The organism is Pseudomonas sp. Lz4W, assembly GCF_000346225.2.
In the GTDB taxonomy this organism is placed as follows: domain Bacteria; phylum Pseudomonadota; class Gammaproteobacteria; order Pseudomonadales; family Pseudomonadaceae; genus Aquipseudomonas; species Aquipseudomonas paraversuta.
In genome coordinates, this window is sequence record NZ_CP017432.1 from 78,647 (window position 1) to 93,703 (window position 15,057).

General features: G+C 60.2%; 12 protein-coding genes. 6 read left to right on the forward strand and 6 right to left on the reverse strand.

All coding sequences use genetic code 11. The features are described from left to right. The first annotated feature begins 4 nt into the window (after nucleotides 1-4). From B195_RS00355 to B195_RS00365, 3 genes are all read left to right on the forward strand, one after another. Nucleotides 5-508 carry a hypothetical protein gene (locus B195_RS00355; protein WP_003437868.1) on the forward strand — a complete coding sequence of 168 codons (504 nt, stop codon included), beginning with the start codon at nucleotides 5-7 and terminating at the stop codon, nucleotides 506-508. Between the two features lie 61 nt (nucleotides 509-569). Next, nucleotides 570-1,817, forward strand: a complete 1,248-nt coding sequence (locus B195_RS00360) for a VWA domain-containing protein (RefSeq protein WP_003437866.1) — start codon at nucleotides 570-572, stop codon at nucleotides 1,815-1,817. Nucleotides 1,818-1,948: 131 nt separating this feature from the next. Further along, entirely contained in the window at nucleotides 1,949-3,442 is a 1,494-nt protein-coding gene (locus tag B195_RS00365) for a YifB family Mg chelatase-like AAA ATPase (RefSeq protein ID WP_003437864.1), read from the forward strand. A gap of 10 nt (nucleotides 3,443-3,452) precedes the next feature. Here B195_RS00365 and B195_RS00370 read toward each other — a convergent pair whose 3' ends face one another. Beyond that, nucleotides 3,453-4,373, reverse strand: a complete 921-nt coding sequence (locus B195_RS00370) for a LysR substrate-binding domain-containing protein (RefSeq protein WP_003437862.1) — start codon at nucleotides 4,371-4,373, stop codon at nucleotides 3,453-3,455. 152 nt (nucleotides 4,374-4,525) lie between these two features. On the opposite strand from B195_RS00370, the gene B195_RS00375 reads away from it, so the two are divergent. Continuing rightward, nucleotides 4,526-5,902 carry a NorM family multidrug efflux MATE transporter gene (locus B195_RS00375; protein ID WP_003437859.1) on the forward strand — a complete coding sequence of 459 codons (1,377 nt, stop codon included), beginning with the start codon at nucleotides 4,526-4,528 and terminating at the stop codon, nucleotides 5,900-5,902. Nucleotides 5,903-5,966: 64 nt separating this feature from the next. Here the strand turns inward: B195_RS00375 and B195_RS00380 are convergent, their stop codons facing one another. After that, entirely contained in the window at nucleotides 5,967-7,526 is a 1,560-nt protein-coding gene (locus B195_RS00380) for an EAL domain-containing protein (protein ID WP_010656748.1), read from the reverse strand. A gap of 368 nt (nucleotides 7,527-7,894) precedes the next feature. On the opposite strand from B195_RS00380, the gene rep reads away from it, so the two are divergent. Both rep and B195_RS00390 read left to right on the forward strand, forming a co-directional pair. After that, a complete protein-coding gene (gene rep, locus B195_RS00385; protein WP_003437856.1) occupies nucleotides 7,895-9,904 on the forward strand; it encodes a DNA helicase Rep in 2,010 nt (669 codons plus the stop codon). A gap of 56 nt (nucleotides 9,905-9,960) precedes the next feature. Beyond that, nucleotides 9,961-10,533: a xanthine phosphoribosyltransferase gene (locus B195_RS00390; protein WP_003437854.1), complete on the forward strand. Its 573-nt coding sequence runs from the start codon at nucleotides 9,961-9,963 to the stop codon at nucleotides 10,531-10,533. 46 nt (nucleotides 10,534-10,579) lie between these two features. Here B195_RS00390 and B195_RS00395 read toward each other — a convergent pair whose 3' ends face one another. The 4 genes from B195_RS00395 to alr form a co-directional block, all read right to left on the reverse strand. Further along, on the reverse strand, nucleotides 10,580-12,511 hold the full coding sequence (locus tag B195_RS00395) for an acetyl-CoA hydrolase/transferase C-terminal domain-containing protein (protein WP_003437852.1): 1,932 nt from the start codon (nucleotides 12,509-12,511) through the stop codon (nucleotides 10,580-10,582). A gap of 147 nt (nucleotides 12,512-12,658) precedes the next feature. Next, entirely contained in the window at nucleotides 12,659-13,072 is a 414-nt protein-coding gene (locus B195_RS00400) for a cytochrome c5 family protein (protein WP_003437850.1), read from the reverse strand. A 180-nt stretch (nucleotides 13,073-13,252) separates the two neighbouring features. After that, nucleotides 13,253-13,801, reverse strand: coding sequence for a cupin domain-containing protein (locus B195_RS00405; RefSeq protein ID WP_003437848.1), 549 nt, complete (start codon nucleotides 13,799-13,801; stop codon nucleotides 13,253-13,255). A gap of 126 nt (nucleotides 13,802-13,927) precedes the next feature. Continuing rightward, nucleotides 13,928-15,001 (reverse strand): alanine racemase, encoded by a 1,074-nt coding sequence (gene alr, locus B195_RS00410; RefSeq protein WP_003437847.1) that lies wholly within the window; start codon nucleotides 14,999-15,001, stop codon nucleotides 13,928-13,930. Nucleotides 15,002-15,057: the final 56 nt, after the last annotated feature.

Sequence of the window (15,057 nt, forward strand, 5' to 3'; positions counted from 1 at the left end):
GACGATGAACGCACGATTGATACTGGGTTTCGGTGTTTTGCTGGCGTTGTCCGGTTGCGCCACACAGCCGGGTGAATGTGATGCCGGCAACCGTGACGCCGGGCTGTTCACCAAAATGAACTGCGACGCCGGTGGCGGTTACAGCGAGCAGATTCGTCAAAACGAATTGGCGCTGGCCAAGTCGCAGCAGGAAAATGCGCTGTTCCATCAGGTCTACGAAAACATTGCCGCGCAACAGGCGGTGTCGCGCACCGACCTGCTGGGCCAGCAAAAGTCCCAGGCGGCATTGAACCAGTCGCTGAACCAGTTACTGGGTTCGCTCAAAGCCCGCAGTGGCAACAAGGCGCAGGTACAGCAGCAGATTGCCGGGCTTGAACAGCAGCTCCAGGCCGCCCGTGCCAAGCCGGCCAGCAGCGCTGATCCGGCGCTGGTGGCCGCCAGGCAGCAGGAGCTCAAGACGTTGCAGAAGAAGGTGAACCAGCTGCAATTCAGCCTCGGTTACGAATAACCCTGCATCCCCGTCCAGTCGGCGGCCAAGTGCCGCCGACTCTTTTTCAGGAAGCCACTGCATGCAGCGCATTACCCGGGATGAGCACGCCAGCTCCACAGAGCTGGATGTGCTGGAAGCGAAAATTGCGCTGATCCTCAAGCATTTCCCGCCGTCGGTGGCGAGTGTCTACGCGATCCCGCGCATCGGCAGCGGCAATGTGGTGGAGTGGTGGACGGAGCTGGGCGGCCAGCCTACGCGCTTCCACGAGTTGAACGAAGATCAGCAGGCGGCGTTGCTGGAACGCTATCGCCAGCGCCAGGAAACCCTGGGCTTGCTGGCCGATGAGCTGGTCGCGCGCGGCCAGGCCGAACAGGCCGCCAGCTTGCGTTCACTGATCCGCCCGCCGGACCTGAACAATCTGTACAGCGTCAACGGTGACCCGGTTGTGGTGCGTTGGGGGCTGCAGCCGCGGGCTGCGGTCGTGGCCCCGCCGCCGGCACCCGCGCCAGCCCCGCGTCCGGTGGTGCGCCGGGTAATAGTGTGGCGGGTCTGGCGCGGCTGGTTGTGGCTGCTTGCCGGGTTATTGGGGTTGGGGCTGTTGCTGTGGGCGTTGTGGCAGTGGCGTTTGCCACTGATGAACCTGTGGCCGGGCCAGAGCAGTTATGCCTGTCGGGCCAAGGTACCGGGTGGCGGGGAGCTGCCGCCGGAGTTTGTGGTGATTCTGGACACCTCGGGCTCGATGAACCTGAACATTGCCGCCACCAAGGCTGACGAAGACTGGTATTTCAAGACGCGCCCCCGACCGGCGGCTGACGACCCGCGCACAATCAGGATGTTCAGCCCACAAACCCGGCTGGACGTGGCCAAGGCCTCGTTGTCGGGAATGATCAATAACCTGCACCCGGACATTGATACGCGCTTGATGACCTTCGCCGGCTGTTCGCAACAACCGGATCACGGCGTTTTCAACGCGGCCCGGCGTGGGCAATTAATCGACGGGATTCAGCGTTTGAACGCCGACGACGGTACTCCCCTGGCGTCGAGCCTGAAAAAGGCCGCGCGCACGGTCAACGGCCGTGACCGCGATGCGGTGATTGTGATGTTTGTCGACGGTGACGATGGCTGTAACCAGAACGTGTGCAAGGTGGCGCAGACCATTGCCACCGAACAGCCGCGCCTGCGGGTCAACGTGGTCAATATTGGCGACAGCTCGCTGTCTGACTGCATCGCTGAAAATACCGGAGGCAGTATTTACTCCAGTCGCAACGCCAGCGATTTGGCCGATGCGTTGAAAGAGGCCACCGGCCCGGTTTCGGAATGTGAATGATCGCGGCGAGTCTGCCCGGCGTTTGACGCGCTGACGACCGGGGCTCGCAACACATTCCGTATCCATTGCGACCCTGCCCCGGGTCGTTGATTCGCGCAGGATGGACGCTTTGTGAACTCAAGGAGTGAGTCATGTCGCTGGCCATCGTTTACAGCCGAGCCAGAGTGGGCGTCGAGGCCCCGGCCGTTACGGTCGAAACGCATCTGGCCAACGGGTTGCCGGCACTGACCCTGGTCGGGCTGCCGGAAACCGCAGTCAAGGAGAGCAAGGACCGGGTACGCAGCGCGATTCTAAACTCCGGGTTTGAGTTTCCGGCCCGGCGTATCACCCTCAATCTGGCGCCTGCCGACCTGCCCAAGGACGGCGGGCGTTTTGACCTGGCCATTGCTCTCGGCATCCTGGCTGCCAGCGGGCAAATCCCCGCTGTATCCCTGGCCCAGGTCGAGTGTCTCGGTGAACTGGCCCTGTCGGGCGCCATCAGGTCGGTGCAGGGCGTACTGCCTGCCGCCCTGGCAGCCCGTGCTGCGGGCCGGGCTTTGCTGGTGCCGCTGGCCAATGCCGAGGAAGCCTGTCTGGCCTCCGGCCTGACGGTCATCGCGGTCGAACACTTGTTGCAGGCCGTGGCGCACTTCGCCGGCCGTACAGTGCTTGAACCTTACGGCGCCAGTGGCTTGCTGCGCGAGAGCATGCCTTATCCGGACTTGAGCGATGTACAGGGCCAGCTCTCGGCCAAGCGGGCGTTAGTGATTGCCGCTGCTGGCAGCCACAATTTGTTGTTCACCGGGCCGCCCGGCACGGGCAAGACCCTGCTGGCCAGCCGCCTTCCGGGGTTATTGCCGCCCCTCAACGAGCAAGAGGCGCTGGAGGTGGCGGCCATTCAATCGGTGGCCAGTCATGTGCCCCTCAAGTGCTGGCCGCAGCGTCCGTTTCGCCAGCCGCACCATTCGGCTTCCGGCCCGGCGCTGGTTGGCGGCGGCTCAAAACCCCAGCCGGGCGAGATCACTTTGGCGCACCACGGGGTGTTGTTTCTGGATGAACTGCCCGAATTCGATCGCAAAGTGCTGGAGGTGCTCAGAGAACCGATGGAATCGGGATTTATCGTGATCGCCCGGGCCCGGGATCGAATGCGGTTTCCGGCGCGCTTCCAGCTGGTGGCGGCAATGAACCCCTGCCCCTGTGGCTATCTGGGAGAGCCCACGGGCCGTTGTCGCTGTACCCCGGAGCACATCCAGCGCTACCGCAACAAGCTGTCCGGGCCCTTGCTCGATCGCATCGACCTGCACCTGACCGTGGCCCGCGAAACCACCTCGCTCAACCCCGCTCTTGCCTGCGGCTTGACCACGGCCAGCGCCGCTGCGTCAGTGGCTGGTGCCCGTGAACGGCAGCTGCAGCGCCAGGGCTGTGCCAATGCTTTTCTGGACCTGCCCGGGGTGCGGAGCCAGTGCAGGCTCAGTGCTGTGGATAACACCTGGCTGGAGACGGCCTGCGAGCGCATGGGCCTGTCGCTGCGGGCCGCTCACCGGTTGTTGAAAGTTGCACGAACCCTGGCCGATCTGGAGCAAGTGGACGCTATAGAGCGCAAGCATCTGGCGGAGGCATTGCAGTACCGGCCGGTGAGCGGGTAACGGGCCTGACTCACGCCATGCGCCTGACCACCGGCAGTTCCATCGCGGCCACTTCGTGTTGCAAGAAATCACTCAGACGGCGCAAACGTTCGCCGCCGGGGCGGGTTTTGGGCCACACCAGATAGTAGTTTTCGCCGCTGGCCACGGCGGTTCTAAAGGGCAGGCTCAGACGATCCTGAGCAACGTCTTCGGCCACCATCAGCAGGTCGCCCATTGAGATGCCGTAGCCACGGGCGGCGGCGATCATGCCCAGCTCCAGGGTGTCGAATACCTGCCCGCCCTTGAGGGACACCTGGCCGCTCAGGCCCATGCAGTCGAGCCAGCGCCGCCAGTCGCGACGGTCAGGTGTGGGGTGCAGCAGTTCAGTGGCCGCCAGACGCCTGGCATCCCATGGCTGGTCGTCTTGCAGGTTGGGCGCGCCGACGGGAATCAGCATCTCCGGGAACAGCAATGTGGCCTCCCAGTCGGGCGGGAAGTGACCGTTGCTCAGCAGCACCGCGCAGTCGAAGGGTTCCTGGTTGAAGTCCACATGGTCGATGTCCATCCAGGCGCTGGTCAGTTGCACTTCGTTGCCCGGCTGCAAATGGCGAAAGCGGCTGAGGCGGGCCAGCAACCAGCGCATGGTCAGGGTCGAGGGGGCCTTCATGCGCAAGATGTCATCTTCGGCACGCAAGGTGGTACAGGCGCGCTCCAGGGCGGCAAAACCTTCGCGCACGCCCGGCAACAGCAAGCGGGCAGATTCGGTGAGTTGCAAGGTGCGGCCATTGCGCTGGAATAACCGGCAGGCGAAATGCGCTTCCAGGGTTTTGATATGGCGACTGACGGCGCTCTGGGTGATCGACAGCTCTTCGCCCGCCCGGGTAAATGAGCTGTGGCGGGCCGCGGCTTCAAAGGCGCGCAAGGCATAAAGCGGAGGAAGGCTACGTGACATGAGGATTATTCCTGGGCGCAACACTAAACAGTGGAAAATTACGGATCTATATATGAGTTTTAATCATGTCATGGATCGTTTTTATCCCTTTGCTTAAAACACTCAACGCGCCGAGAATCAAGCCCTTCAACGCACCTACAGAAATTTTACTGATGACCCTACAGCATCCCGTTCGTATCGAACTCCGGGCCCTTTTGCGGCTGGCCGGGCCGCTTATTGCCTCGCAGTTGGCTCATATGCTGATGGTGCTTACCGACACCCTGATGATGGCTCGTCTGAGCCCGGAGGCTTTGGCAGGCGGGAGCCTGGGGGCGGCCAGTTACTCATTCGTGTCGATTTTCTGCATCGGTGTGATTGCGGCGGTGGGCACCCTGGTGTCGATTCGTCAGGGGGCAGGCGATATCGAAGGCGCGACCCGCCTGACCCAGGCCGGACTGTGGCTGGCCTGGGGCCTGGCCCTGGGCGGCGCGCTGATGCTGTGGAATATCAAACCGCTGCTGCTGTTGTTTGGCCAGACGCCTACCAACGTTGAAGCCGCGGGCCAGTTTTTGCTGCTGCTGCCCTTCGCCCTGCCCGGCTACATGACGTTCATGGCGTTGCGTGGTTTTACCAGCGCCATGGGGCGAGCGACGCCGGTGATGGTGATCAGTCTGATCGGCACCGTGGCCAACTTTCTGCTCAATTATGCGTTGATCACCGGTATGTTCGGCCTGCCCAAGCTGGGCTTGATGGGCATCGGCCTGGTCACGGCAATCGTGGCCACCTGTATGGCCGCAGGCTTGGCCTGGCATATTCATCGGCATCCGGCCTACGACGCGTATCCGATTCGCAATGGCCTGTCGCGGATTAATCTGACGTACCTGCGTGAACTGTGGCGCCTTGGCTTGCCGATTGGCGGCACCTACGCGGTGGAAGTCGGGTTGTTTGCCTTTGCAGCACTGTGCATGGGCACGATGGGCAGCACTCAACTGGCTGCGCATCAGATTGCGCTGCAGATTGTGTCGGCGGCGTTCATGGTTCCGGCCGGGTTGTCCTATGCAATTACCATGCGTATCGGTAAGCACTATGGCGGTGGCGATTTGCTCCGGGCGCGACTGGCCGGTCGGGTCGGGATCGGTTGCGGCGCGCTGATCATGCTTGGTTTTTCAGTGGTGTTCTGGTTCTGGCCGAGCCAGCTGATTGGTCTGTTTCTGGATTACAACGACCCGGCATTCCGCCCGGTGTTCGAGCTGGCTATCAGTTTGCTGGCGGTGGCGGCGTGGTTCGAGCTGTTCGATGGAGTGCAAACCATTGCCATGGGCGCTATCCGCGGGCTCAAGGATGCCCGGACCACGTTCCTGGTGGGGCTGTTCTGCTATTGGGCTATTGGTGCGCCGATGGCCTGGTTGCTGGCGTTCACCCTTGGCTGGGGCCCTACCGGGGTTTGGTGGGGGCTGGCATTGGGCCTGGCTTGCGCGTCGGTAAGCCTGACCCTGGCATTCGAATGGAAGATGCGGCGCATGTTAAAGCGTGAGCTCAAGGCAAGTTGAGTCTGCAGGAGCGAGTTCCTGGCTGGCGTATTGAACAGCTCGCTCCTGCAGGTGACGGTGACGGCTAGATAACCTGCGGTACCTTCTGCTGCTCGCCCAAGGTCAAAAATTCCACCAGGTCTGCCAGCGGCAGCGGTTTGCTGATGAAGTAGCCCTGCACCTGATCGCAGCCAAACCCCCGCAGCAAGGACAACTGCTCAGGGGTTTCGACGCCTTCGGCAACCACTTCCAGTTTCAGGTTGTGGGCCAGGTTGATCATGGCATGCACCAGCTTGCGGTTTTCTTCGCGGTCTTCCATGCCGCCGACGAAACTCTTGTCGATTTTGAGCAGCGCAATCGGCAGGCTGTTGAGATGCACGAACGATGAAAAACCGGTGCCGAAGTCGTCCAGCGAGAAGCGCACCCCCAGCCTTCCCAAGGCATCCATTGTCTGTTTGACCAGGTCACTGCGGCGCATGACAGCCGTTTCGGTCAGCTCGAATTCCAGCCACTGGGCTTCAACTGCGCGCTCGGTGATCAAGCGGCTGAGGGTTGAAAGCAACTGACTGTCCTGGAATTGGCGGAACGACAGGTTGACCGCCATGTGCAGCGCCGGCAGGCCAAGCTCGCGCAGGGTCTGCATATCGCGCAGGGCCCGGGAAATGACCCAGTAACCCAGCGGCACGATCAGCCCGCTTTGCTCGGCCAGTGGCACGAACTCGTTGGGCGCGAGCAAGCCGCGCTCGGCATGGCGCCAGCGTACCAGTGCCTCGAGCCCGACGATCTTGCCCGTGCCCAGATCCAGGCGCGGCTGGTAATGCAGTTCAAGTTCGTCACGGCGCAAGGCCCGGCGCAGCTCGCTTTCAAGGTCGGCCAGGCTTCTGGCATTGCGATTGATGCGTTCGTCGAACACATGAAAGGTGCAGCCCTGGGTGCTTTTGGCCTGCTGCATGGCAATGTGTGCGTGCCACATCAATGGGTCGGCCCCGGCGCTGGCCCGTGCATGGGCAATGCCAAGGCTGCAGCCGATCAGCAGGCTTTCACCGTCGATCCAGTAGGGCTCGGCCATGACTTCGGTGATGCGCTCGGCGATCCATTCGGCGCGCTCGGGGGCACGGCGGGTATCGATCAGCAGGGCGAATTCATCACTGCCCAGCCTGGCAAGCTGATCGCCGGCCTCGAGCTGGCTTTTGAGACGTGCGACTACTTGCAGGATCAGGCGGTCTCCCGCCTGATGCCCGAGGGCGTCGTTGGCGTGACGGAAATTGTCCAGGTCAAGGTGCCCGAGGGCGATGCCACGCCCGTCGCTTTCGGCCAAACGCACGGCCAGCAGGGTCTGGAAGCCCTGGCGGTTGGCAATGCCGGTCAGCGGGTCTTCTTCGGCCAGGCGCTGCAAGGTGTGTTCAAGCACTCCGCGCTCGCGCACATGGCGCAAACAGCGGCGCAGGACATCGGTGTTCAGGCTGGTACTGATTAACCAGTCGCTGACCCCCTGGGGAGGATCCACGGGTTCGCTGTCGAGCAACAGAACCGTGGGCATGCGACAGCGTCCCGGGGCGGGTTGCAGCGCCGGGGTGGTCAGAAGCAGTGCATTTCGATCGTGCTCGAACAGGTAGCTGACAGATTCCCAGTCCGGTGCGCACATCAGTACGACCTTGCTTCCCATGGGCGCCAGGCACTCGCGCACTAACGCTGCCCAAGATGGCTCTTCGGCCAGTAGCAGTAAACGCAAGGGTTCAACATGCTTGGACAAGCTAGCTCCCTAGACTCTGCATAATTCAGGCGATGGGCATTATGACGCGCCAATACTTAATGGTAAATGACACCGATTATCAATTACGCGCGGTCGGTGTATACCAAACGGTAGACTAAAACCCCCCGGTATCCTGCGGCAAACTAACAAAAGCGGCAAATTTAGATAGAGTGCCACGTCACACCGTCGCACGGAGGCAGCAATATCTGCTCAGCCTGTTAAAATGCCTGCCCTTTTTGCACACGACCCCTATTTTCGTCATGTCCCGACTCAATCCCCGGCAGCAAGAAGCCGTGAACTACGTCGGCGGCCCTCTTTTGGTGCTCGCCGGCGCAGGCTCCGGCAAAACCAGCGTGATTACCCGCAAAATCGCGCACCTGATTCAGAACTGCGGCATTCGTGCCCAGTACATCGTCGCCATGACGTTTACCAACAAAGCGGCGCGCGAGATGAAGGAGCGGGTGGGCACCCTGCTCAAGAAGGGCGAGGGTCGTGGCCTGACGGTGTGTACCTTCCACAATCTGGGGCTGAACATCATCCGCAAGGAGCATGCGCGGCTGGGCTACAAGCCCGGGTTCTCGATCTTTGACGAGGCCGACGTCAAAGCGCTGATGACCGATATCATGCAAAAGGAATACTCGGGCGACGACGGGGTCGACGAGATCAAGAATATGATCGGCTCGTGGAAAAACGATCTGATCCTGCCGCCCAAGGCCCTGGAAAACGCGCGCAATCCCAAGGAACAGACGGCGGCCATTGTCTACACCCACTACCAGCGCACGCTTAAAGCCTACAACGCGGTGGACTTTGACGATCTGATTCTGCTGCCGGTGAAGCTCTTCGAAGAGCACACCGACATTCGCGAAAAGTGGCAGAACAAGGTCCGCTACCTGCTGGTGGACGAGTATCAGGACACCAACGCCAGCCAGTATTTGCTGGTGAAATACCTGATCGGTACACGCAATCAGTTCACCGTTGTGGGCGACGATGACCAGTCGATCTATGCCTGGCGCGGTGCCCGCCCGGAAAACCTGATGTTGCTCAAGGACGACTATCCGTCCCTGAAAGTGGTGATGCTGGAGCAAAACTATCGCTCCACCAGCCGCATTCTGCGCTGCGCCAACGTGCTGATCTCCAACAATCCCCACGCGTTCGAGAAGCAACTGTGGAGTGAGATGGGCCATGGCGACGAAGTCCGGGTCATCCGCTGCCGCAACGAAGATGCCGAAGCCGAGCGCGTGGCTGTTGAAATCCTGACCCTGCACTTGCGCACCGATCGGCCTTACAGTGACTTTGCGATCCTGTATCGCGGCAACTATCAGGCAAAGCTGATCGAATTGAAGCTGCAACACCATCAGATCCCGTACCGCTTGTCGGGCGGAAACAGCTTCTTCGGGCGTCAGGAAGTGAAAGATCTGATGGCCTACTTTCGACTGATCGTGAACCCGGACGACGACAACGCCTTCCTGCGGGTGATCAACGTCCCGCGTCGCGAAATCGGTTCTACCACCCTCGAGAAGCTGGGCAACTACGCCACCGAGCGAAAAGTCTCGATGTATGCGGCCACTGACGAGATTGGTCTGGGTGAGCATCTGGACCCCCGCTTTACCGACCGTCTGGCGCGGTTCAAGCGCTTTATGGACCGTGTGCGCGAGCAATGCTCGGGCGAAGATCCGATCGCGGCGCTGCGCAGCATGATCATGGACATCGACTACGAGAACTGGCTGCGCACCAACAGTTCCAGCGAAAAGGCTGCTGACTATCGTATGTCCAACGTCTGGTTCCTGGTCGAGGCGTTGAAAAACACCCTCGAAAAAGACGAAGACGGTGCCATGACGATCGAGGAAGCCATCGGCAAGCTGGTGTTGCGCGACATGCTCGAACGCCAGCAAGAAGAGGAAGATGGCGCCGAGGGCGTGCAAATGATGACGTTGCACGCCTCCAAAGGTCTGGAATTTCCCTACGTGTTCATCATGGGCATGGAAGAAGAGATCCTGCCGCACCGCTCCAGTATCGAAGCCGACACCATCGAAGAAGAGCGCCGGCTGGCCTATGTGGGCATTACCCGTGCACGTGAGACCCTGGCATTTACCTTTGCAGCGAAGCGCAAGCAGTACGGCGAAATCATCGATTGCGCACCGAGCCGCTTCCTGGATGAGTTGCCCCCGGACGATCTGGCCTGGGAAGGTAACGATGACACCCCCACCGAAGTGAAAGCGGTTCGCGGAAATACGGCATTGGCCGATATACGCGCCATGCTAAAACGCTAAAATTGACTATTTTTTACTCTACCTTCAGCGCATAAGCGCTATTTGAGGACGTTACGTTGGAAGCACTGCACAAGAAAATTCGCGAAGAAGGCATCGTGCTTTCCGATCAGGTTTTGAAGGTCGACGCCTTTTTGAACCATCAGATTGATCCGTACCTGATGAAGCAGATTGGCGATGAATTCGCGCGTTTGTTCAAGGATGCGGGCATCACCAAGATCGTTACCATCGAAGCATCGGGCATCGCCCCGGCGGTGATGACGGGCCTGAACCTGGGTGTACCGGTGATTTTCGCGCGTAAGCACCAGTCCCTGACCCTGACTGAAAACCTGCTGTCGGCCACGGTGTATTCGTTCACCAAGCAAACCGAAAGCACTGTGGCGATTTCTCCGCGTCACCTGACCAGCACCGATCGCGTGCTGGTGATCGACGATTTCCTGGCCAACGGCAAAGCTTCCCAGGCGCTGATTTCGATTATCAAGCAAGCGGGCGCAACGGTTGCCGGTCTGGGTATCGTGATCGAGAAGTCGTTCCAGGGCGGTCGTGCTGAACTGGACGCGCAGGGTTATCGCGTTGAATCGTTGGCACGGGTTAAATCCCTGGCTGACGGTAAAGTGACCTTTATCGACTGATACCGCTGCCCTCCCTGCAGGAGCACGCTCCTGCAGGTGACAGGTGTCAGATGCCGGTCTTTGCGGTCGCCTGCAAACCTGCCAGCAGCAGGCGCTGATACAGCTCTTCGCGCAGACCTTCGGGCTTTTCAAGCCCCATGCGCGAGAGGTGTTCGGGGAATGCTTGCGCTGCAGGTGCGTCCAGCGTGGCTTTGCCCAGTTCATAGATCTGCGTGAGTTTGAATTTGCTCTTGAGCCAGTTCAACGCCCGCAGCAGGTCTTGCTCCTGGGTGCTGAAATCGCTGCCCAGCGGGTACTCCGGGAATAAATGCGGGTGGCGCGCGGCAATCGATTGCAGGCGCTGCGGACTGTTGTCGGCAAATCGCGGATCGAGGCAAAAGTCCTTGGGCAATTTGCCGATTTGCTGTGCCTGTTCGATCAGTTCGGTCTGGAAGCGTGAATCGGTGATGGACAGCATCGCCTCGATCACATGACGATCGGTCTTGCCGCGCAGATCAGCGATGCCGTATTCGGTTATCACGATGTCGCGCAAATGCCGGGGAATGGTGCAGTGGCCATATTCCCAGACGATGTTGGAACTCACATCGCCTCCCGATTCGCGCCAGCTGCGCAGGATGATCACCGAGCGCGCGTCATGCAGCGCATGGCCCTGGGCCACAAAGTTGTATTGGCCGCCGACCCCGCTGAGTACGCGGCCGTCTTCCAGTTGATCGGCGACGGCGGCCCCGAGCAAGGTGGCGGTGAACGCGCTGTTCACAAAACGCGCATCGCGCCGCTGCAAGCGCTTCAGGTCTTCCTGGCCATACAGTTCGTTGATGTAGCTGATGGCGGTCATGTTGAATTCGCTACGCCTGCTCAGTGGCAACTCCCTCAGGCGCTGGTAAAAGCTGGCCGGGCCAAGGATGAAGCCGCCGTGTACGCTGATGCCATCGCGGTGCAGGCTTTCGTCCAGGGTGCCGGCATTGGCCTGCGTCTGTCGCTCGACATCCGGGTACACCTTGCGCCGCACAATACCTGCGTCCGCCAACACCATCAGCCCGTGCACAAACATCTCGCTACAGCCATACAGGCCCCGGGCGAACGGTTCGACCCCGCCTTCGCGTTCAATCAGCGAGCGCCATGGGGTTATATCGATATCGCCGAGCAAGGCCCGGTAGCCGTCATTATCGCCCTGACGCGCGAGCAAGGCGGCGCTCAGCGCATCGCCCATCGAACCAATGCCAATCTGTAGCGTGCCGCCATCACGCACCAGAGTGCTGGCGTGCAGGCCGATAAAATGGTCTTGCTGGCTCACCGGCATATTGGGGGTAGAAAACAGCGTGGTGTGCTCATCCTCGTCGATCAGCAGGTCAAAATCTTCGATGTCGAGTTCAGAGTCCCCGGGCATGTAGGGCAAGTCGCTGTGCACGTGGCCCAGTATCAGAATGGTTTCGCCCGCGGCCCGGCGTCTGGCGATCATGGGCAGTAAATCGAGGGTGACATCGGGGTTGCAGCTCAGGCTCAGGCGAGTGGCATCCAGGGGATCACGGGCGACCATCTGCGCCACCAGATTCAAGCCGTTGGCGTTGATATCGCGGGCGGCATGGCTGTAGTTGCTGCTGACGTAATCCTGTTGCGCCGCCGGGCTATTGAGCAGGCTGCCCGGCTGCATAAAGAACTGCTCGACGTGAATGTTGCCCGGCATGCTGTTGCGATGCAGGTCGGCGAGGTAATCCAGTTCGATATAGTCGCCAAACACCCGCTCCACAAAGGGCTCGAGAAAGCGGCGCTGCAAACCGTCACCCAGGGGCGGGCGACCAAGGCTCAAGGCGGTGTAAATCGTCAGCCGGCGCTCGGGCAGCAACTTGATGCGCCGATATAGCGCGTTAACGAACCGGTTGGCCTTGCCCAGACCCAGCGGCAAGCCGAGGTGAATATGCATCGGCAAACGTGCGAGCACATCATCGACTGCGCGCTCGATCGAACAGGACTGCACCATCTGACCCTCCAAGACCATCCGTGTATAGAGATGTGACAGAGAGTGACCGGTCTTGGTTGCAAAGAGCAAGGAGGATCAAGGGCGTGCCGGAGCAAATTTCAGGCACAAAAAAGCCGCCCATCAGCGGCTTTTCTGGTGAAGATCGGCTTATTTCAAGCCGGACATCTTCTCGATGGCGCCTTTCAGTTCTTCATCGGTACAGGTCATGCACGTGCCTTTTGGCGGCATGGCGTTGATCCCGGTGATGGCCTTGGCCAGGATGCCATCGAGGCCGCCCTGGTGATCGGCACGTTCTTTCCAGGCTGCGGTGTCACCGATTTTCGGTGCGCCCAGCAAACCTGTGCCGTGGCACGCGCTGCAATGCTTGGCAATGATGTCGTCCGGGCTTTGAGCACCGCCGCCACCAGCTGAAGCGACGACATCCATGCCTTTACATTCTTCGCCCTGAACACAGACTTTGCCTACAGGCTCGAGGCGTTTTGCGATGTCATCGTTTGTTGCCGCTTGAGCGTTGACTGCCCAAAGGGCCAATACAGTTGCTGGTACGGCCAGCATTTTCATAATTAGGTTCACGCGTACACCCTCAATGGTGGCTATTCACGCCCACAACCACGGTTTCGCGGGCGGCAAAAGTATAACGGTTAGCCCGCCACTCTGAAACAACCCTAAAGACAAAGGGGGAATAGAGATGGCGAAATGCAGCTGCGGATGCCTCTGCCCATAAGCAGGGCGCCTCTTTTCTTAGAAATTCGCCGGGGTGGCTGCGCTGATTAGTCGCGCTGCGACATCGAACGGATTGCGAAAACGGTGCGGCTTGGAGCTTTCGAAATAGTAGCTGTCGCCGGCTTCGAGCACGAAGGTCTCAAGACCTACGGTCAACTCCAGACGGCCTTCCACCAGGATTCCGGTTTCTTCGCCTTCGTGGGTCAGCATTTCGTCCCCGGTATCGGCGCCCGGTGGATAGATTTCGTTAAGAAATGCGATGGCCCGACTCGGATGCGCTTTGCCGACCAGTTTCATGGTCACGGCACCATCTGAAATGTCGATCAATTCATTGGCTTTGTAGACAATTTGCGTCGGTTTTTCCTGAAGGATCTCTTCGGAAAAAAATTCGACCATGGACATTGGAATGCCACTCAGCACTTTTCTCAGGGAGCTTATTGAAGGGCTCACGCTGTTTTTTTCGATCATCGAAATAGTGCTGTTAGTGACGCCCGCACGCTTGGCGAGTTCACGCTGTGACAGGCCTTTAAGTTTGCGGATGGATTGCAGTCGTTCACCGACGTCCAATGCGGGAGCCTCCTAGGGTCAGGTTCAGGTCGAGAAGCCGCCATCATGGCGATAGCGTTCAGTATTTACAACACTTCGACTTCAAACCTGTACACCCATTTTGCTCCGCACATTGGATACAACTCATCAGTTCCCGGAATAGAGGCGCGGGGCTCGTTTCAGGTTGCAAAAAATCTGGTAAGGAATGGTGTCAGCCTTGGCCGCCACCTCACTGGCGAGGATAGTTTTGCCCCACAACTCGACGGGTGAACCGAGGCCGGCTTGCGGCACATCCGTGAGATCAATGCACAGCATGTCCATCGACACCCGCCCCAGCAGCTGGCTGCGTACACCGGCCACCAGTACCGGGGTGCCGGTGGGCGCCTGACGCGGGTAGCCATCGGCATAACCCATGGCCACTACGCCGACGCGCATTGGTCGGGTGGTGATGAATCTGGCGCCGTAGCCCACCGGCTCGCCTGCCGGCAATTCGCGTACGCAAATGACTCTGGATTCCAGGCTCATCACTGGCTGCAGGCGGGAAGCTTGAGCCTGCGGCTCTTCAAACGGGGTTGCCCCGTACAGCATGAGCCCCGGACGGACCCAGTCACTCGGGGTGGTTGGCCAGCCAAGGATCGACGGCGAGTTGCGCAAGCTGACTTCGGCAGACAAGTCCGCACGGGCCGCCTGAAACACCGCCAGCTGTTCTTCACTGCGGCTGCAGTCCAGTTCATCGGCGCGGGCGAAGTGGCTCATGAGTACGATTTTTGCCACTTTGCCGCTGGCCTGCAGGCGCTGGTAGGCGGCTTTGTAATCATGCGGGTGCAAGCCGACGCGGTGCATGCCGCTGTCGAGTTTTAACCACACCTGAATCGGTCTGGGGAGGCGGGCCTGCTCGATCGCGTCGAGCTGCCACAGCGAATGCACCACGCACCAGAAGTCGTGCTCGACGATCAGCGGCAGTTCATCTGCTTCAAAAAAACCTTCAAGCAGCAGAATAGGGGCGCGAATGCCGGCAGCGCGCAGTTCCAGGGCTTCTTCGATACAGGCAACAGCAAAGCCGTCGGCTTCAGCCTCCAGGGCCTGGGCGCAACGTACGGCGCCATGGCCGTAGGCGTCGGCCTTGATCACGGCGAGGGCTTTGGCCCCCGTCACTTCACGGGCCAGTTGGTAGTTATGACGCAGGGCTTGAAGGTCGATCAGGGCACGGGCTGGGCGCATGGCGGCGGGCTTCTAACGGCTGTTGAATAAAAAACCGGCGCCAACCCGTGGCTTGA

Coding starts and splice junctions, on each gene's coding strand:
- B195_RS00355 (WP_003437868.1), top strand. CDS start 5: ATGAACGCACGATTGATACTGGGTTTCGGTGTTTTGCTGGCGTTGTCC.
- B195_RS00360 (WP_003437866.1), top strand. CDS start 570: ATGCAGCGCATTACCCGGGATGAGCACGCCAGCTCCACAGAGCTGGAT.
- B195_RS00365 (WP_003437864.1), top strand. CDS start 1,949: ATGTCGCTGGCCATCGTTTACAGCCGAGCCAGAGTGGGCGTCGAGGCC.
- B195_RS00370 (WP_003437862.1), bottom strand. CDS start 4,373: ATGTCACGTAGCCTTCCTCCGCTTTATGCCTTGCGCGCCTTTGAAGCC.
- B195_RS00375 (WP_003437859.1), top strand. CDS start 4,526: ATGACCCTACAGCATCCCGTTCGTATCGAACTCCGGGCCCTTTTGCGG.
- B195_RS00380 (WP_010656748.1), bottom strand. CDS start 7,526: ATGTGCGCACCGGACTGGGAATCTGTCAGCTACCTGTTCGAGCACGAT.
- rep (WP_003437856.1), top strand. CDS start 7,895: ATGTCCCGACTCAATCCCCGGCAGCAAGAAGCCGTGAACTACGTCGGC.
- B195_RS00395 (WP_003437852.1), bottom strand. CDS start 12,511: ATGGTGCAGTCCTGTTCGATCGAGCGCGCAGTCGATGATGTGCTCGCA.
- B195_RS00400 (WP_003437850.1), bottom strand. CDS start 13,072: ATGAAAATGCTGGCCGTACCAGCAACTGTATTGGCCCTTTGGGCAGTC.
- alr (WP_003437847.1), bottom strand. CDS start 15,001: ATGCGCCCAGCCCGTGCCCTGATCGACCTTCAAGCCCTGCGTCATAAC.